General features: G+C 66.1%; 17 protein-coding genes. 15 read left to right on the top strand and 2 right to left on the bottom strand.

Annotated elements, in window-relative coordinates:
- The first annotated feature begins 226 nt into the window (after positions 1-226).
- Genes ACQR1X_RS22705 through ACQR1X_RS22645 form a run of 13 tightly spaced genes read left to right on the top strand, consistent with a single transcriptional unit; the run spans position 227 to position 12,116 of the window.
- Positions 227-673, top strand: coding sequence for a hydrogenase accessory protein (locus ACQR1X_RS22705; protein WP_434880347.1), 447 nt, complete (start codon positions 227-229; stop codon positions 671-673).
- Complete coding sequence (locus tag ACQR1X_RS22700) at positions 670-1,533, top strand: hydrogenase expression/formation C-terminal domain-containing protein (RefSeq protein WP_434899599.1); 864 nt, start codon at positions 670-672, stop codon at positions 1,531-1,533. Before ACQR1X_RS22705 ends, ACQR1X_RS22700 begins: the two co-directional genes overlap by 4 nt.
- Positions 1,530-1,742, top strand: coding sequence for a rubredoxin (locus ACQR1X_RS22695; RefSeq protein ID WP_315736715.1), 213 nt, complete (start codon positions 1,530-1,532; stop codon positions 1,740-1,742). Before ACQR1X_RS22700 ends, ACQR1X_RS22695 begins: the two co-directional genes overlap by 4 nt.
- Entirely contained in the window at positions 1,739-2,248 is a 510-nt protein-coding gene (gene hybE, locus ACQR1X_RS22690) for a [NiFe]-hydrogenase assembly chaperone HybE (RefSeq protein WP_316236918.1), read from the top strand. Before ACQR1X_RS22695 ends, hybE begins: the two co-directional genes overlap by 4 nt.
- Positions 2,245-3,351, top strand: a complete 1,107-nt coding sequence (locus tag ACQR1X_RS22685; protein WP_315802067.1) for a nickel-dependent hydrogenase large subunit — start codon at positions 2,245-2,247, stop codon at positions 3,349-3,351. The genes hybE and ACQR1X_RS22685 overlap by 4 nt, the downstream gene beginning before the upstream one ends.
- Positions 3,344-3,685, top strand: a complete 342-nt coding sequence (hypA, locus tag ACQR1X_RS22680; RefSeq protein WP_315802068.1) for a hydrogenase maturation nickel metallochaperone HypA — start codon at positions 3,344-3,346, stop codon at positions 3,683-3,685. The genes ACQR1X_RS22685 and hypA overlap by 8 nt, the downstream gene beginning before the upstream one ends.
- Positions 3,685-4,650, top strand: a complete 966-nt coding sequence (hypB, locus tag ACQR1X_RS22675) for a hydrogenase nickel incorporation protein HypB (protein WP_434899598.1) — start codon at positions 3,685-3,687, stop codon at positions 4,648-4,650. Before hypA ends, hypB begins: the two co-directional genes overlap by 1 nt.
- Positions 4,647-6,911, top strand: coding sequence for a carbamoyltransferase HypF (gene hypF / locus ACQR1X_RS22670; RefSeq protein ID WP_434899597.1), 2,265 nt, complete (start codon positions 4,647-4,649; stop codon positions 6,909-6,911). The genes hypB and hypF overlap by 4 nt, the downstream gene beginning before the upstream one ends.
- Complete coding sequence (locus tag ACQR1X_RS22665) at positions 6,911-7,147, top strand: HypC/HybG/HupF family hydrogenase formation chaperone (protein ID WP_315802071.1); 237 nt, start codon at positions 6,911-6,913, stop codon at positions 7,145-7,147. Before hypF ends, ACQR1X_RS22665 begins: the two co-directional genes overlap by 1 nt.
- The gene (hypD, locus tag ACQR1X_RS22660) at positions 7,144-8,271 is read left to right on the top strand and encodes a hydrogenase formation protein HypD (RefSeq protein WP_316217763.1); all 1,128 of its coding nucleotides are present in this window, start codon (positions 7,144-7,146) and stop codon (positions 8,269-8,271) included. Before ACQR1X_RS22665 ends, hypD begins: the two co-directional genes overlap by 4 nt.
- Positions 8,268-9,308 (top strand): hydrogenase expression/formation protein HypE, encoded by a 1,041-nt coding sequence (hypE, locus tag ACQR1X_RS22655; protein WP_316181653.1) that lies wholly within the window; start codon positions 8,268-8,270, stop codon positions 9,306-9,308. The genes hypD and hypE overlap by 4 nt, the downstream gene beginning before the upstream one ends.
- Positions 9,309-9,316: 8 nt before the next feature.
- Positions 9,317-10,774, top strand: a complete 1,458-nt coding sequence (locus ACQR1X_RS22650; protein ID WP_316181654.1) for a sigma-54-dependent transcriptional regulator — start codon at positions 9,317-9,319, stop codon at positions 10,772-10,774.
- Entirely contained in the window at positions 10,749-12,116 is a 1,368-nt protein-coding gene (locus ACQR1X_RS22645) for a sensor histidine kinase (RefSeq protein ID WP_316181655.1), read from the top strand. The genes ACQR1X_RS22650 and ACQR1X_RS22645 overlap by 26 nt, the downstream gene beginning before the upstream one ends.
- 136 nt (positions 12,117-12,252) lie before the next feature.
- On the opposite strand, the gene ACQR1X_RS22640 is transcribed toward ACQR1X_RS22645, so the two are convergent.
- Both ACQR1X_RS22640 and ACQR1X_RS22635 read right to left on the bottom strand, forming a co-directional pair.
- Positions 12,253-12,939 carry a GntR family transcriptional regulator gene (locus ACQR1X_RS22640; protein ID WP_315802076.1) on the bottom strand — a complete coding sequence of 229 codons (687 nt, stop codon included), beginning with the start codon at positions 12,937-12,939 and terminating at the stop codon, positions 12,253-12,255.
- Positions 12,940-13,039: 100 nt separating this feature from the next.
- The gene (locus tag ACQR1X_RS22635; protein WP_434899596.1) at positions 13,040-13,753 is read right to left on the bottom strand and encodes a GntR family transcriptional regulator; all 714 of its coding nucleotides are present in this window, start codon (positions 13,751-13,753) and stop codon (positions 13,040-13,042) included.
- A 270-nt stretch (positions 13,754-14,023) separates the two neighbouring features.
- On the opposite strand from ACQR1X_RS22635, the gene ACQR1X_RS22630 reads away from it, so the two are divergent.
- Positions 14,024-14,416 (top strand): copper chaperone PCu(A)C, encoded by a 393-nt coding sequence (locus ACQR1X_RS22630; protein WP_434892018.1) that lies wholly within the window; start codon positions 14,024-14,026, stop codon positions 14,414-14,416.
- A gap of 89 nt (positions 14,417-14,505) precedes the next feature.
- Positions 14,506-16,284 (top strand): PQQ-dependent dehydrogenase, methanol/ethanol family, encoded by a 1,779-nt coding sequence (locus ACQR1X_RS22625; protein ID WP_316217758.1) that lies wholly within the window; start codon positions 14,506-14,508, stop codon positions 16,282-16,284.
- Positions 16,285-16,301 lie beyond the last annotated feature (17 nt).

The raw sequence follows: 16,301 nt of genomic DNA, 5'->3' as shown, positions 1-16,301 counted from the left end.
CCCTCGGGCAGCGCCGGATTGCTGATAACAGAATTTCCATAGATGAAGTAAGTTTGCAGGCTTTGTCTGGAAAGCACCTTTCCGATTTCTTGCGCAATCCTTAGTTGCAATAAAAACCGAATATGTTTCAATGTCTTGGATGCTACCGGCCCCGCGTGGGTGTCTGGCACGTCGATTGCTGATCATGGGGAATATGGCAACGATAACTGGTCAGGGAGAAACACCGATGGAAATGCAGCAGCGTGATCCCGCGCGCGCGCGAGGCGGGTTGCCGGAGGTCGATGCCGGCACCGTCGATGCCTTTCTCGCCGAGGCTGATTGCGCCGGGCTTGTCGCCGTGCTGCTGTCGGCCGGGGATCCCGCGCGATTTCCGGAGGCGCTGGACGTGGCCATCGTGCTGCCGGAGCTGATCACGGCGTTTCAGGGCCGGCTGCGTGGCGCGATCATCGCGCGCGACGCGGAGGCCGAGCTCGGGGCGCGATTTGGCGTGCGCGTGCAGCCGAGCCTGATCCTGTGCCGCGGCGCGGAGACGCTTGGCCTGATCGCCAAGATCCAGGACTGGTCTGTCTATGTCGACCGCATCTCGCGGCTGATCGACCGGCCGCAGGGCGCGACGGCGGCGGTCGTCGCCAGCATCGTCCCAGTCCATCAGCCTGCGGGAGTCGAGCGATGAAGCCGGGATTCTGGATCGCGCCTGAAGGAGCCGAGGAGCCGGTCAACATCTTTCCGATCGGCGAAGAGGCGCTCGATACCTCCCACAAGGGGCTGACCGCTTCCGGAGCGCTGGCCAAGCTGGCCTCGCTCGACTCGGAGGCGCTGGCGCGGAGCTGCCCGCGCGCGGTCGAATTGCTGTCGACGATTGCATCCGCCATCGCGGCGCAGACTGCCGGCGCACCGACGCAATTATTCCGTCTCGAAGGCCTCAACGATCTCGAGCGGCGGCTGATCGACGACGTGCTGGGCGAGGGCGAGGTCGCGGGCGTCGTGGCTCTTCCCGACGGGACGCTGGCTCAAATCCAGGAATCGGTGCTCGCCGGCATCTGGCGGGTGCGGCTGGAAGCGGATGAGCGCCACGACTACATCGAGGTTGGCGCCGTGCCGGAGATCGTGTCGCGCGCCGCCGCCGATCTGACCGCAAGTGACATCGTGATCGGCCCTGTGCCCGAGGGCACGATGAACGCGCTGCCGGTGCTCGCCGAGATCCGCGAGCGCGCGCTGTCCTGGCGACCGGGCCAGCGCTCGCAGACCATCAACTTCACGCTGCTGCCGATGAGCCCGGCCGACATGAGTTTCCTGCAGCAGACGCTCGGCAACGGCCCGATCCAGTTGATGTCGCGCGGCTACGGCACCTGCCGCGTGCTCGCGACCGGCATCCGCCATGTCTGGTCGGTGCAGTTCTTCAACGCCATGGATACGATCATTCTCGACACCCTCGAAGTCGGCGGCGTGCCGGTGGTCGCGCTCGCCGCGGCTGAGGATTTCGAGGATTCGGCCGAGCGCCTGACCCAGATCATCGAGGCCTATTTCACATGAGCGGCGGCTTCGAGAATTTCGGTGTCCGCAGCGATCTCGCTGATGACGTGTTGCTGGAGTGCGGCATCTGCTGGACGCGCTACGATCCGGCCGAAGGTGACGGCGTCGCGCAGATTCCGCCGGGGACGCCGTTCGCGGCGCTGCCGGACGACTGGCATTGCCCGAACTGCGATGCGCCGAAAGCCAAGTTCATGGTGGTCGAGCCATGAGCGCTGAGGCGGCCGGGCAGGGCACGTCTGACGTCACGCCGGTCGCGTGGGGCGAGCGTCTCGCCGGCTTCTATCGCGAGATCGGCGCGCGTGCGATGCGCGATCTGCCGATCTATCACGACGCGCTCGACGTCGAGGCGATTGGATTTTCGGTTGTCGAGGGCCGCATCCTCGGCATCGTCGTCACGCCGTGGTTCATGAACGTGGTCACTCCGGCCGCCCAGGGCTCCGCGGGATCCGTCGTCAAGATCGTGCTTCCGGCCGGCTCGTTCGAGTTCACGATCGGCGATATCGCCGGGATCGGGCGGATCGCGAGCTGCTCGCTGTTCTCGCCGATGTTCCAGTTCGACGACATGGTCGCGGCGCGTGCGGCGGCTGAGGCCGCTCTGGCCGCGCTGATGACGGCGCCGGAGGATGACCTGTCGTCCGAACGCGCTGCGAAGGCGTCGAGCACGATCGATCGCCGGGCGTTCCTGCGTGGGACCCTTTCCGAGGGCCGCGCATGACCCTCACGTTCCGCAACCGCATCGACGTCACGCTGTCGGTCGCTGATCAGCTGATCGTCGGCGTCGACATTCAGCCGCGCACGCGGCCGCCGCTGGAACGGCTGTTCGCCGGCAAGCCGGCCGAGATGCTGCTTGCGGCCCTGCCGCGGCTGTTCTCGCTGTGCGCCGGTGCACACCAGGTCGCGCTGCTCTCGGCGCTGGAGGCGGCCCGCGGCGAGCAGGCTGCGCCGTCGACGCGCCATCGTCGGATCCAGGCCGTGCTGGCGGAACGGTTCGCCGAACTCATGCGCGGTCTGCTGATTGCTTCAATGGCGGACAATCGCAGTGTCGCGCAGCCGGTGCAACGGCTGTTGCAGGCGATCGCCTCGCTGCAGACGCCTTCCGACGCTGATGCCCCGCAGCAATCTCGCGCTGCAACCTTGTCTCAAATCAAGATGGGCATGGTGGCTCTGGGCATAGGCTGGCCAGCGGAGCCGGTTCTGCCGGGAACTCCGCTTGCATCGATGATGGACGCGGCCCGGAAGGCCGCCGATGATGGAGGATGGAGCCACATGCCGGCCGAGCACGACATCCTGTCGGCCGCCGATGATGGCGCCATCGTCACGCGATTGATCGACGTGGGATCTGCCTTTGCTGAGGCTCCCGAACTTGACGGCCGCGTTCCGGAGACCGGAGTCTGGGCCCGCTATGCGGAGCGCCATCAGTTGGCATCAGCCGGCCCCGTCGAACGCCTCTCAGCCAAGATCGCTGAGATTGCCGAGCTGCTCCGCTTGATCGAGGCGGGTGAGGCGGAGGCCGCCGCGGCCGACCCGCATGCCGTCGCAAGCTACGGGCTTGGCCCGCGGCGCGGCGCCGCCGCGGTCGAATGCGCGCGCGGCCGGCTGCATCACGCGATCGAGCTGGATGCGCACGGCACGGTCTCGCGTTTCGAGTATCTGGCGCCGACGGAATGGAACTTTCACCCGCGCGGTCCTGTCGTGAGGAGCCTCACGGGAGTTGCGCTGCGCGGCACCGTCGATCGCCACGCCGTCCATACGATGGTCGGATCGTTCGATCCCTGCGTCGGCTATCACCTGGCGTTCCGGGGGATGGCCGATGCATGAAATGGCGCTGTGCGAAGGCATCGTCGAGATCGTCGAGCAGGAGGCACGCAAGGGCGCCTTCTCCACGGTGAAGACCGTATGGTTGGAGATCGGTGCGCTCAGCCATGTCGCGCCGGAGGCGCTGCGATTCTGTTTCGAGGCGGTGACCGCGAAGACCCTGTTGCAGGGGGCAGCGCTCGAGATCATCGAACAGCCGGGCACGGCATGGTGCCTGGGCTGCTCGCGCAGCGTCGAGATCAGCCAACGCTATCAGCCTTGTCCGGTCTGCGGCAGTCATCAGCTGCAGGTCACGGGCGGTGAGGACATGCGGGTCAAGGAGCTGGAGGTCGAGTAATGTGCACGGTGTGTGGCTGCAGTGACGGCAAGTCCTCCATCGAGACGGGTGATCATGATCACGATCACGGCGAGCATCATCATGCTCATGGACATGATCACAGCCATGATCAGTCCGGACATCATCACCATTACGGCCATCATGATCACGAGCATGGTCACCATCACGATGATCACCATCATGATCACGGTCGCGCGCATGATCATCATCATGATCATGCTGCCGACCACGTCGACTGTTCGGCCAATCCGGCCGGACAGGAGGTTGCCGGTCTCTCCAGCGGGCGCATCATCCAGATCGAACGCGACATTCTCGGCAAGAACAACCGGCTCGCGGCAGAAAACCGCGCGCGCTTCGCCGCGCATGACGTGCTGGCATTCAATTTCGTCTCCAGCCCAGGCGCCGGCAAGACATCGCTGCTGGTCCGCGCCGTCTCTGATCTCAAGCAGAGCCGGCCCGTCGCGGTGATCGAGGGCGACCAGCAGACGTCCAACGATGCCGAGCGCATCCGCGCCACCGGCGTGCCGGCGATCCAGATCAACACCGGCAAGGGCTGTCATCTCGACGCGGCCATGGTCGGCGAAGCCTTTGGCCGGCTGCCGTCATCGCGCGGCGGGCTGCTGTTCATCGAGAATGTCGGCAACTTGGTCTGTCCGGCCGCCTTCGATCTCGGCGAAGCTTGCAAGATCGTCGTGTTCTCGACCACCGAGGGCGAAGACAAGCCGCTCAAATATCCCGACATGTTCGCGGCATCATCGCTGATGCTGATCAACAAGATCGATCTGGCGCCGGTGCTCGATTTCGATCTTGCGCAGACGATCGAATATGCCCGCCGCGTCAATCCGAAGATCGAGGTGCTGACGATCTCCGCGAAGACAGGCGAGGGCCTTTCTGCGTTCTACGCCTGGATCAGGAAGCAGTCTGAGCGGATGCGGGCGAGCGCAGCGAACGCGGTGCGGGGATGAGCACGCCCGGCCGGACATCGGCGGCGAACCATGCGCGCCTCAGGCTCCGCGTCCGCGGCGCCGTGCAGGGCGTCGGCTTTCGTCCCTATGTCCACGGCCTGGCCACGCGCCATCGGCTCGGCGGCTTCGTCGCCAATGACGCTGATGGCGTGCTGATCGAGGTCGAGGGCGACGAGGTCGCTGACTTCGTCGCGGCGCTGCCGCGGCAGGCGCCGCCGCTGGCCCGCATCGACGACATCGCCGTCGAGCCGATCGTGGCCGATTGCAGCACGGGCTTCCGGATCGCCCAGAGCACGGGCGGGCGCGTCACGACGCGGATCGTGCCCGACGCCGCCACCTGTGACGCGTGCCTGGCCGAGCTGTTCGATCGCAATAGCCGCTTCCATCTCTATCCCTTCGTCAACTGCACCCATTGCGGCCCGCGCTTCACCATCGCCGAGCGCCTGCCTTACGATCGCGCGTCCACTTCGATGAAGCGCTTTCCGATGTGCGAGGCGTGCCGGTCCGACTACGAAGATCCCGCCGGGCGCCGCTTTCATGCCGAAGCGATCTCTTGTCCGCGCTGCGGTCCGCAGCTCAGCCATGGCATCGATGATATCGCAGCCGTGCTCGCGAATGGCAGGATCGTGGCCATCAAGGGTCTCGGTGGCTATCAGCTGCTGTGCGACGCCCGGGATGAGCAGGCCGTCCAGCGGCTGCGCGCGCGCAAGCAGCGCGATGGCAAGCCGTTCGCCGTGATGCTCGCTACGGTCGACGCTGCAACCGAGATTGCCGAGATTGATGCGCCTGCGCGCGCGCTGCTGGAGCAGGTGGCGCGACCGATCGTGCTGCTGCGCTCGCGCCAACGTGTCGCGTCCTCGGTCGCACCGGGCCTTTCGAAGATCGGAGTGTTGCTGCCGCTCGCACCGCTGCATCATCTGATCTTCCATGCGCTGGAGGCGCGCCGGCCGGCCGCTGATGGACCATGGGCGGTGGTCTGCACCAGCGCCAATCCAAGTGGCGAGCCGCTGCTGACCGACAATGACGAGGCGCGCGCGGACCTCGCCGACATTGCGGATCTGATCGTCACCCACGATCGCGACATCGTCATCCGCGCCGACGATTCCGTGCTTGCTGTCGTGGCCGGCGTTCCCCGCTTCGTCAGGCGCGCGCGCGGCTATGTTCCGGAGCCGATCCGGCTCGCGCGCGCCATGCCGCCGGTGCTCGCGGTCGGCGCTCAGCTGAAGGCGACGGTGACGGTGACGCGCGGCGACGAGGCATTCGTGTCGCAGCATCTCGGCGATCTCGACACCGGGCCTGCGATCCGCTTCTTCGAGGAGACGATCGCGCATCTCACCTCCATCCTGGACGTCGAGCCGGTCGCGATCGCGCATGACCTGCACCCGGACATGGCGTCGACGCGGTTCGCGCTGGCACACGGTCTGCCGACGCTGCCGGTGCAGCATCACCATGCGCATGCGGCCTCGGTCATGGCCGAGCATGGCGTGACCAGCCCCGCCCTCGCGCTGGTGCTGGATGGCTATGGCTATGGCAGCGATGGCGGCGCCTGGGGCGGTGAGTTGCTGTCGTGCGACGGAGCGGGCTTCCAGCGCCTCGGCCATCTCGCTCTATTGAAGATGCCGGGCGGCGACCGGGCCGCACGGGAGCCGTGGCGGATGGCGGCTTCCGTGCTGCACGATATTGGTCGCGGTGACGAAATCGGGTGGCGTTTTGCGACCCAGCCGCAGGCGCGAAACATGCCGATGCTGCTGGATCGTGCCGATGCCGCGGTTACCAGCAGTGCCGGCCGGTTGTTCGATGCCGTGGCCGGCCTGCTCGGTGTCAACACGGTGCAGAGCTACGAAGGCGAGGCGGCGATGAAGCTGGAGGCGCTGGTGCGGGAACCGGCGACGCTGGAGCGCGGCTGGACCATTGCCGATGGCGTGCTGTCGCTGCGGCCGCTGCTCGCGCATCTGATCGCGGGTGATCCCGGCGCCGTCGAAGCGGCGGGGCTGTTTCACGGCACGTTGGCCGAAGCCTGCGTCGACTGGATCACGAGCGCGTCGCGCGCGACCGGCATCGGCACGATCGTGCTGAGCGGCGGCTGCTTCCTCAATGCGCATCTGGCCGAACAGATCGTGCGCGGCTGCCGTTCCGCAGGCCTCGACCCGCTGCTGCCGCGCCGGCTGCCGCCCAATGATGGCGGCCTCAGCCTCGGGCAGGCCTGGGTGGCGGGTCTGCATCTCACGCAAAACAATATGGTGTCTGGAGGGACCGTCTGATGTGCCTGGCCATTCCTGCCGAGGTGATCAAGCTCTTGCCTGACGACATGGCGATCGTCTCGATCGACGGCGTCAGCAAGGAGGTCTCGATCGCGCTGATCGAGGAGATCGCCGTCGGCGACTACGTCATTCTTCATGTCGGCCATGCGCTGGCCAGGATCGATCCGGAGGAGGCGCGCGAGACGCTCGACCTGCTCCGGCAGATGGGCGAGGTTGTGGCGGAGGTCAGACCATGAAATATGCCGACGAGTTTCGCGACAAGGAACTGGCGACCGGGCTTGCGCGCGCCATCCGCGCCAAGGCCGATCCGGCGCGCGCCTATCGCTTCATGGAGTTCTGCGGCGGCCACACCCATGCGATCGCGCGCTACGGCCTCGAGGACATGTTGCCGGACAATGTGCGCATGATCCACGGCCCGGGATGTCCGGTCTGCGTGCTGCCGGCCGGGCGCATCGACATGGCGATCGCGCTCGCCGAACGCCCCGAGGTCATCCTCTGCGTCTATGGCGACCTGATGCGCGTGCCGGGCTCGCGCGGGTCCTCGCTGCTCAAGGCGAAAGCGCGCGGCGCCGACATCCGCATGATATACTCGACGCTGGATGCGATCGCGCTGGCCGAGCAGAATCCTGGTCGCGAGGTGGTGTTCTTCGCCATCGGCTTCGAGACGACGACGCCGCCGACCGCCGTGATGATCCGGGCCGCCGAGAAGAAGCAATTGTCGAACTTCACGGTGTTCTGCAACCACGTGCTGACCCCGCCGGCGATGCGCGCGATCCTCGACAGCGACACGCCGATCGAGATCGACGGCTTCGTCGGACCGGCGCATGTCTCGACCGTGATCGGTACCGAGCCCTACGCGCCGTTCGCGCGCGATGACGGCAAGCCGGTCGTGATCGCGGGCTTCGAGCCGCTCGACATGATGCAGGCGGTCCTGATGCTGATCGAGCAGGTCAATGACGGCCGTCACGAGGTCGAGAACCAGTATCGCCGCGCGGTGACCGGCAGCGGCAACCAGCGCGCCATCCGCGAGGTCGCCGAGATCTTCGAGTTGCGCGATCAGTTCGAATGGCGCGGGCTCGGCAGCATTCCGGCGAGCGCATTGAAATTGCGGCCCGCCTTTGCGCATCTCGACGCCGAGCTGCGCTTCGCGATGTCCGAGCTGATCGTCGCCGACAATCCGGCCTGCGAGTGTCCGGCCATTCTGCGCGGCCTGAAGAAGCCGGTGGACTGCAAGCTGTTCGGCACCGCCTGCACGCCGGAGACGCCGATCGGCTCCTGCATGGTGTCGTCGGAAGGCGCCTGCGCGGCGCATTGGACCTATGGCCGCTTCCGCGACCATCAGCGGAGGCTCGCGTCATGAGCATTCACCAGCGCCGGCTCGACATCAAGAGCGGTTGCGTCGACCTCTCGCACGGCGCCGGCGGCCGCGCGATGGCGCAACTGATTGCCGGCCTGTTCCACGAGGCGTTCGGCAACGAATGGCTGGCGCGCGGCAACGACCAGTCGGCGTTCGACGTCGCGGCCGGCCGCATGGTGATGACGACCGACGGCTATGTCGTCTCGCCGCTGTTCTTCCCCGGCGGCAATATCGGCTCGCTCGCGGTGCACGGCACGGTCAACGACATCGCCATGGCCGGCGCCAGGCCGCTGTATCTGTCGGCCAGCTTCATCATCGAGGAGGGGTTTCCGTTTTCCGACCTGAAGCGGATCGCCGATGCGATGGGCGAGGCGGCGCGCGAGGCCGGCATCGCGATCATCACCGGCGATACCAAGGTGGTCGAGCGCGGCAAGGCGGATGGCGTGTTCATTTCGACGGCCGGTGTCGGCGTGCTGCCGCAAGGCCTCGATCTCTCTGCCGACAAGGCCAGGCCCGGTGACCGCGTGCTGCTGTCCGGCAGCCTCGGCGACCACGGCGTGGCGATCATGTCGCGGCGGCAGAACCTCACCTTCGACACCGAGATCGTCTCCGACTCGGCCTCGCTGCACGGTCTCGTCGCCGACATGGTCGCAGCCGGCGGCGCCGGCATCCGGCTGATGCGCGATCCCACGCGCGGCGGGGTTGCGGCCACGATGAACGAGATCGCCCAGCAGTCGAATCTGGGCTTCCGTCTGCAGGAGGAAGCGATTCCGGTGAAGCCGGCGGTCGCGGCCGCCTGCGAGCTGCTCGGGCTCGATCCACTCCACGTCGCCAATGAGGGCAAGCTGGTCGCGATCGTCGCGCCTGAGCTGGCCGGCGCCGTTCTCGCCGCCATGAGGGCGCATCCGCTCGGCCGCGATGCGGCTGAGATCGGCGAAGCTGTGGCCGATGATCATCGCTTCGTCCAGATGGCGACGAGCTTCGGCGGCGGCCGCATCGTCGACTGGCTGTCGGGCGAGCAGCTGCCGCGGATCTGCTGAGACGCGCGATGGGCATCCAGGGAACGATACTGGTCGTGGACGACGAGGTCCGGTCACAGGAGGCGCTGCGGCGCGTCCTCAACCAGGATTTCGAGGTCTTGTGTGCGGGCAACACCAACGATGCCGAGAAGCTGCTCGAAGGCGAGATCGTGCATGCGGTGATCTGCGACCAGCGCATGCCGCAGGAATCCGGCGTCAGCTTCCTGAAGCGCGTGCGCGAGATGTGGCCCGACCCTGTCAGGATGATCATCTCGGGCTATTCGGATTCCGAGGACATCATCGCCGGCCTCAACGAGGCCGGCATCTATCAGTACATCACGAAGCCCTGGCAGCCGGACCGCCTGATCGAGATCGTCCGCGAGGCCGTGCAGCTCTACCGGCTGCAGAAGGAGACGGAGACCGCCGGCGTCGACGTGAAGGCCACGCCAGCCCATATCAAGAAGGTCGTGTCGGTCAAGCGCGGCGCCGCCAAACAGCTCTATGATTTCGACCGCATCGTGCATTCGGCCGCGAGCCCGATGCGCAACGTGATCGAGCTCGGCCGGCGCGCTGCCGACTACGACATCTCGGTCTTGATCACCGGCGAATCCGGCACCGGCAAGGAGCTGCTCGCACGTGCGATTCATTATGGCTCTGCGCGCGCCACCAAGGCCTTCGTGGTCGAGAATTGCGGCGCGCTGCCGGATGAGCTGCTCGAAAGCGAGCTGTTCGGCTGCAAGAAGGGCGCGTTCACCGGCGCCTATCAGGACCGCATCGGCCTGTTCGAGGTCGCCGACGGCGGCACCATCTTTCTCGACGAGATCGGCGAGACATCCCCCGCCTTTCAGGTCAAGCTGCTGCGCGTGCTGCAGGAGAGCGAGATCCGGCCGCTCGGCGCGCAGCGCGTGCGCCAGGTCGATGTGCGCGTGGTCGCCGCGACCAACCGGGATCTCGAGGCCGAAGTCGAGGCGGGCCGCTTCCGGCGCGACCTGTACTACCGGCTCGCCGCGTTTCCGGTGCACATGCCGTCCTTGCGCGAACGGCCGATGGACATTCCGCTGATCGCCGAGGGCGTGCTATCGGCGGTGAAGACATCGTTCAACCGGCCGCATCTGCGGTTCGCACCGGCGGCGCTGGAGGAATTCTCCCGCTATCACTGGCCCGGCAACGTTCGCGAGTTGCAGAACGAGATCCAGCGCATGGCCGTGCTGGCCGATGCCGACGAACTGCGCTGTCCGCCGTTTGCCGGCCGGCGCGGCGGCCGCCGCGCCGCGCCCGCGATCGCCAATGGCAAGCTCAATGGTTCCGGGAGCCTGAAGGACAAGGTCGAGGATCTCGAAAAGACCATCATCGTTCACTGTCTGGAGAAATATGATGGTAACATCAGCCGCGTCGCCAGCGAGCTCGGCCTGTCCCGGGTGGGGCTCCGGAACAAACTGTCGAGATACGATCTGAAGAAGCATGGCAAAGGCCACTCACTCTCCTGAGTCCGGGGCTGACACGCTGCTCAAGCTGATCGCGAGCAGCAGCACGCTCGAACTCGACAGCGAGCGCGAAGGCGTGTGGATCGAAGTGATCCGCAAGATGGACGAGGTCTATTCCGACCTGCTGCGCTACGAGGTCGATCTCGAGCACAAGAACGCCGAGCTCGAGGAAGCCCAGGCGTTCGTCACCAACGTCATCGAGTCCGTCTCCGACATCCTGGTCGTCTGTGACGCCAGGGGCACCGTACAGCAGGCCAACTCCGCCTTTCTGCAGACATCGGGACGGGCTTTGGCCGACATCGCAGGTCGCAACATCGCCGAGATGATCGATCCCGATCATCGGCCCAAGCTCGCCGCGCTGCTGACGCCGCGCAGCAGCGCCGATGTGGTCGACGGTGAATTGCGCTTTGCCGCGGCCGCCGGAGTCAGCTCCGATCTGTTCGCGATCAACAGCTCGCCGCGGCATGACCATCGCGGCCGCTTCATCGGCGTGGTGCTGACGGGACGCCCGATCGGCGAGCTGCGCCGCGCCTATGAGGCCCTGCACAAGGCGCATCAGGAGCTGCAGCGGGCGCAGCGGCAATTGGTCGAGCAGGAGAAGATGGCGAGCCTCGGCCGCCTCGTCGCCGGCGTGGCCCACGAGCTGAACAATCCGATCAGCTTCGTCTACGGCAACATCCACACCCTGATGCGCTACCGCACCTCGCTGGTCGGCTATCTCGATGCCATCCACGAGCAGCCGGTCGCGGATGATGTCGCTGCGCTTCGCAAAGATCTCAGGATCGATGCCATCCTGGAGGATTTTGGCCCGCTGATCGATGGCACGCTGGAAGGCGCGGTGCGCATCAGCGAGATCGTCAAGAACCTGCGCCGCCTGTCGTTCTCGAAGCTCGGCGAGGTCGAGCGCGTCAACATCGAGCGACTGATCAATACCGCCGTGCTGTGGGCGGGGCGCACCAAGCAGCATCGTGTCGACATCCAGATCGAGGTCGAGCCGGATCTGTGGATCTCCGGCAACGAAGGCCAGCTGCATCAGGTGATCGTCAACCTCGTGGAGAACGCGATCGACGCGATGCGATCGACCGACCTGCCGCGCCTTCTGGTCGCGGTGATGCGCCAGGGCAGCGAGATCGCCTTTCGCATCACCGACAACGGCCCCGGCATCGACAAGGATCATCTGACCCACATCTTCGAGCCGTTCTTCACGACCAAGCGCGTTGGGGAGGGGACGGGGCTCGGGCTGTGGATCAGCTACGGCATCGTTCGCGAGCACGGCGGCGAACTGCTGGCCAGCAACGAGCCGCAGGGCGGCGCCACGTTCTCTTTCACCTTGCCGGCGGCTTGACGATGCGCGCAGGGGCTGCCGCCGACGCCGACATGGGATGCTGAGCGTCCTCATCTTCCTTGAACGTCCGAGGCGATGCCGGGATTCCTGACGCGGGGTTGCCGGACGTCGCCGGCAAAGGCCAAGTCCGACGTGATCAGGACGCCGTCGCGACCGGCACGGGCTCGCGCTGCTTCGACAGCCGCGCCAGCAGCACCGTGGCGGTCCGCGTGATGTGCTGCCGGGCAAGATCCTCGGCTGTCTGCGCATCGCCTGCGATCACCGCCCGCAGGATGTCCTCGTGCTGGTCCCAGATCCGCCGCGGGGTCTCGTCGCGCATCAGCACCTCGCCCATCAGGCGCCTCAGATGCAGCCAATGCGGCAGGGTGGTGTCCTGGATGACGGAGTTGCCGGAGATCTCGTAGAGGAATTCATGAAACCTGACGTCGGCCTCGATCAGCTTCTCGACCGAATGCTCGCGCTCGGCGCGCCGGCCCTGCTCGATCAGCTTGGGGCCCTCCTCGGCCGCGCGCTCGGCGCCGCGCGTCGCCGCGAGCCGGCAGGCGAGGCCCTCGGCGACGGCGCGTATTTCATAGAGGTTGCGGATGAAGTCCGTGTCGATCGGCGCGACTTCCAGGCCGCGGCCCGGCGCGTCGCGGACGAACCCCTGATTGCGCAGCAGCAGCAGGGCCTGCTGCACCGGCTGGCGCGAGACGCCGAGGTCGCGGGCGAGATCGTCCTGGATGAGGCGGGCGGATTCCGGCAGCTCGCCGCCGACGATGTCGGAGAGAATGCGCTCGTAGACGCGTTCGGTCAGGCTCGGCTGTGTCTTCAGCGGTGGCACACGGCCTCCACGGGATCAGGTGTGATGTCCGGTCGCGCGTGTGAGACTGCCGTCCCGGAGCCCGGCGCTCGCATGGCGGACGAGGTCGGTCTGAATGGGGTCATACCGAGAGTTTCCGCGCGGCGAGCGTCCGCCGCTGCTTGGAGTTGCTGTCCTGCTGGATTTTGAGGTGATGGATGAACACACTGGCCGCGCGCGAAATGTGCTCGCGGCTCAGCCGTTCGGCCTCGGTGCTGCGGCCCTCGATCACGGCTGCAAGAATGTCCTCGTGCTCGTCCCAGACCATCCGGGACATGCTCTGCTCCTTCTGCAGCACGTCGGACATCACCCGCTTCAGGCATGGCCAATGCGGCGCCATCGTCTCGCCGATCAGCGCGTTGCCGGAGAGGTCGCCGAGGAATTGATGGAAGGCGATGTCGGTCTCGATCTTGCGGTTGACGAGCCCGCTCTTCACCGCCTCGTGGCCGGCCGCGATGTAGGCCGGGCCTTCGCGCGCGGCACGCTCGCTCGCGCGCTCGGCGGCCAGCCGCGCCGCGAGGCCTTCGAGAACGGCGCGCATCTCATAGAGATCCCGGACGAAGGCGGGGTCCAGCGGCGCCACGATCAGGCCGCGGCCCGGCGCGCTCTGCACCAGCCCGCAGCCGCGCAACAGGATCAGCGCCTGCTGAACCGGCTGGCGCGACACCCCGTAAGCCTGAGCCAGATCATCTTGGATCAGCCGCGAGCCCGGCGTGAGAACGCCACTGACGATCTCGTCAGTGATCGCCTCGACGACCTGGTCGACCAGAGAGGGAGTGGCGGGCACGATTCGCATGGGCCATCACATTTTGCCGGACATTAGCATGTCAAGTCCGAAAATCGATTTGCGATGCATTCGAATTCAGAGTACGAATTCAGAAAAGGCGCCGCACTAAGGCAAGTTAAAAAGCGGCCAAACAGGGGAGGGACTCCGTTGTCGGAAGATCCGACCAGTCGGGAGTGCGGTCAGGTCTGGTCCGTGCGCCCGGAGGGCAGCGTGCGCGCCGGTGTGATGTCGGCGGTGTCGCGCGCATTGCTGGTGGCGTCGGTTACGTCGTTCGGCGCGATGACGCCTGCGCTCGCCGCGGCCGGAGAAGGGTTGACCTTGTCCGACGCCTGGGTGCCGGCGGCGCCCGAGGTGGGGCGCGACATCCCGCTGCTGATCACGATCAAGAACGACACGACCGCGCCGGAAGCCTTGATGCGCGTGCGCTGTCCGGTCGCCAATTTCTCTGAGCGGCACACCGTCGATCGCGGCGAAGGCGCTCCGGCGATGCGCTCCATTCCCAACATTCCCATCGCTGCAGGCAGCACGCTGGTGCTGCTGCCGACCGCCTATCACGTCATGCTGCTGCAGACGCGGGAGCCGCTCGAGCCAGGCAGGCGCTTCACCTGCACGATCGTGTTCCAGAAAGCAGGATCCATCGAAACGGAGGTCGAGGTTCGCAAGTCCCCTTGAAGCGTGTTTGTCGCCTGCTGCTCTCCGCCTTCGGGCTCGGCGGAGCGGTATTCGCTCCAACTCATAATCAATAATGGGAGAAGGAAACGATGAGGAAAAACGTCAGGTCAACCTTGCGGGCGGTGCTGCTGGCCAGCGCAGCCTTCGCCTGTTTCCAGCTTGCGTCGCCGGCGCAGGCCGCCGACGAGATGACCCCCGAGCGGCTGCTCAACGCCGACAAGGAGGCCGGCAACTGGCTCCACCATCATAAGAACTACTCGGGCACGCGGTTCTCGGCGCTGAAGGAGATCAACAAGGACAACGTCAAGAACCTGAAGGTCGCCTGGACCATGCATCTCGGCGGCGTCGAGGGCGGCGGCATCTGGAGCCACGGCGGTCTCGAAGGCACGCCGATCGTCGAGAACGGCATGATCTATGTCACCGACGGCTGGGGCTCGGTGTACAAGATCGATGCGCGCGGTGGCAAAGGCCAGATGGTCTGGAAGATGGATCCGAAGACGGATCACGACTGGGCCGGCGCGATCGCCTGTTGCGGCGTCGACAATCGCGGTGTCGCGCTGTGGGGCAACCTCGTCGTGTCGCACACGCTCGACGGCCGCCTGATCGCGACCAACAAGGAAACCGGGCAGGTTGCCTGGCAGCGTCAGGTCGCCGATCCCGACAAGGGCGAGGTGATCACCGGCGCGCCGCTGATCGTGAAGAACATGGCGATCTCGGGCGTCGCCGGCGCCGAATACGGCATCCGCGGATGGATCGCGGCGACCGACCTCACCACGCAGAAGGAGGTCTGGCGCACCCACACCATTCCGGCCAAGGGCGAGCCCGGCAGCGAGACCTGGAAGGACAGCAACGACGCGGCGGCGGCCGGCGGCGGTTCGACCTGGGTCACGGGCACCTATGATCCGGCGACCGACACCATCATCTGGGGCGTCGGCAATCCCGGCCCGGACTGGGACAACGCCTATCGTCCCGGCGACAACCTCTACACCGACAGCTCGCTGGCGCTCGACGCGAACACCGGCAAGATCAAGTGGCACTATCAGCACACGCCGAACGATCCCTTCGACTATGACAGCGTCGCCGAGAACGTCCTGGTCGATGTGCCCGCGCCGAACGGCTCCACCCTGAAGCTCGCGCTCGAGGCCGACCGCAACGGCTTTGCCTATGCGATCGACCGCACCAGCGGCAAGTTCATTTGGGGTCTGCCCTTCGTCAAGAAGGTCACCTGGACCAAGGGGCTCGATGCCGAGACCGGCAAGCCGATCGAGTATGATCCGAAGAACCCGGTGCAGCGCTACAATGCGTCGGTGTCGCCGCATCGTGAGAACAAGGTCGCGGACATCTGCCCGGGCAACATGGGCGGCAAGAACTGGCCGCCGACCTCGTACAATCCGGACCTGAAGCTCTGGTACATCCCTGTCATCGAGAGCTGCAACCGGATCACCGTGGAAGAAGCGACCAAGGACAAGCTGAAGCCGCGTGAGTTCTGGACCGGCGGCGGACCGAGCCAGCCATTCAAGATCACGGGCAGCGTGACCGCGATCGACGTCACCACTGGCAAGATCGCCGGCAAGATGGAGACGCCGTTCCCGAATCTCGGCGGCATGCTGTCGACGCCTGATCTCGTCTTCACCGGCCAGCCCTCGGGCGAGGTGATGGCGCTCGATGCCAAGACCCTGCAGAAGCTGTGGGAGTTCAACACCGGCGGCGGCGTCAATGCGCCTCCCGTGACGTTCTCGGTCGACGGCAAGCAATACGTCGCGATCCTGGTTGGTCTCGGCGGCGCCTGGGACAAGTGGTTCATCGAATCCACGCCCGAGCTGAAGAAGATCCAGCCCGGCTCGATGCTCTACGTCTTCTCGCTGTGACGTCGACAGCGGAGCGG

The sequence above is a fragment of the Bradyrhizobium sp. HKCCYLRH3073 genome, assembly GCF_051167995.1.
Classification (GTDB): Bacteria; Pseudomonadota; Alphaproteobacteria; order Rhizobiales; family Xanthobacteraceae; genus Bradyrhizobium.
This window is presented reverse-complemented; position numbering and strand designations above follow the sequence as displayed.

Excerpts from the sequence above, each read along its gene's own strand:
- hybE (WP_316236918.1), top strand. The coding sequence starts at position 1,739 with ATGAGCGCTGAGGCGGCCGGGCAGGGCACGTCTGACGTCACGCCGGTC.
- hypA (WP_315802068.1), top strand. The coding sequence starts at position 3,344 with ATGCATGAAATGGCGCTGTGCGAAGGCATCGTCGAGATCGTCGAGCAG.
- ACQR1X_RS22625 (WP_316217758.1), top strand. The coding sequence starts at position 14,506 with ATGAGGAAAAACGTCAGGTCAACCTTGCGGGCGGTGCTGCTGGCCAGC.
- ACQR1X_RS22705 (WP_434880347.1), top strand. The coding sequence starts at position 227 with ATGGAAATGCAGCAGCGTGATCCCGCGCGCGCGCGAGGCGGGTTGCCG.
- ACQR1X_RS22685 (WP_315802067.1), top strand. The coding sequence starts at position 2,245 with ATGACCCTCACGTTCCGCAACCGCATCGACGTCACGCTGTCGGTCGCT.
- ACQR1X_RS22635 (WP_434899596.1), bottom strand. The coding sequence starts at position 13,753 with ATGCGAATCGTGCCCGCCACTCCCTCTCTGGTCGACCAGGTCGTCGAG.
- ACQR1X_RS22630 (WP_434892018.1), top strand. The coding sequence starts at position 14,024 with ATGACGCCTGCGCTCGCCGCGGCCGGAGAAGGGTTGACCTTGTCCGAC.
- ACQR1X_RS22665 (WP_315802071.1), top strand. The coding sequence starts at position 6,911 with ATGTGCCTGGCCATTCCTGCCGAGGTGATCAAGCTCTTGCCTGACGAC.
- ACQR1X_RS22645 (WP_316181655.1), top strand. The coding sequence starts at position 10,749 with ATGGCAAAGGCCACTCACTCTCCTGAGTCCGGGGCTGACACGCTGCTC.
- ACQR1X_RS22650 (WP_316181654.1), top strand. The coding sequence starts at position 9,317 with ATGGGCATCCAGGGAACGATACTGGTCGTGGACGACGAGGTCCGGTCA.
- ACQR1X_RS22700 (WP_434899599.1), top strand. The coding sequence starts at position 670 with ATGAAGCCGGGATTCTGGATCGCGCCTGAAGGAGCCGAGGAGCCGGTC.
- hypE (WP_316181653.1), top strand. The coding sequence starts at position 8,268 with ATGAGCATTCACCAGCGCCGGCTCGACATCAAGAGCGGTTGCGTCGAC.
- hypD (WP_316217763.1), top strand. The coding sequence starts at position 7,144 with ATGAAATATGCCGACGAGTTTCGCGACAAGGAACTGGCGACCGGGCTT.
- hypF (WP_434899597.1), top strand. The coding sequence starts at position 4,647 with ATGAGCACGCCCGGCCGGACATCGGCGGCGAACCATGCGCGCCTCAGG.
- hypB (WP_434899598.1), top strand. The coding sequence starts at position 3,685 with ATGTGCACGGTGTGTGGCTGCAGTGACGGCAAGTCCTCCATCGAGACG.
- ACQR1X_RS22695 (WP_315736715.1), top strand. The coding sequence starts at position 1,530 with ATGAGCGGCGGCTTCGAGAATTTCGGTGTCCGCAGCGATCTCGCTGAT.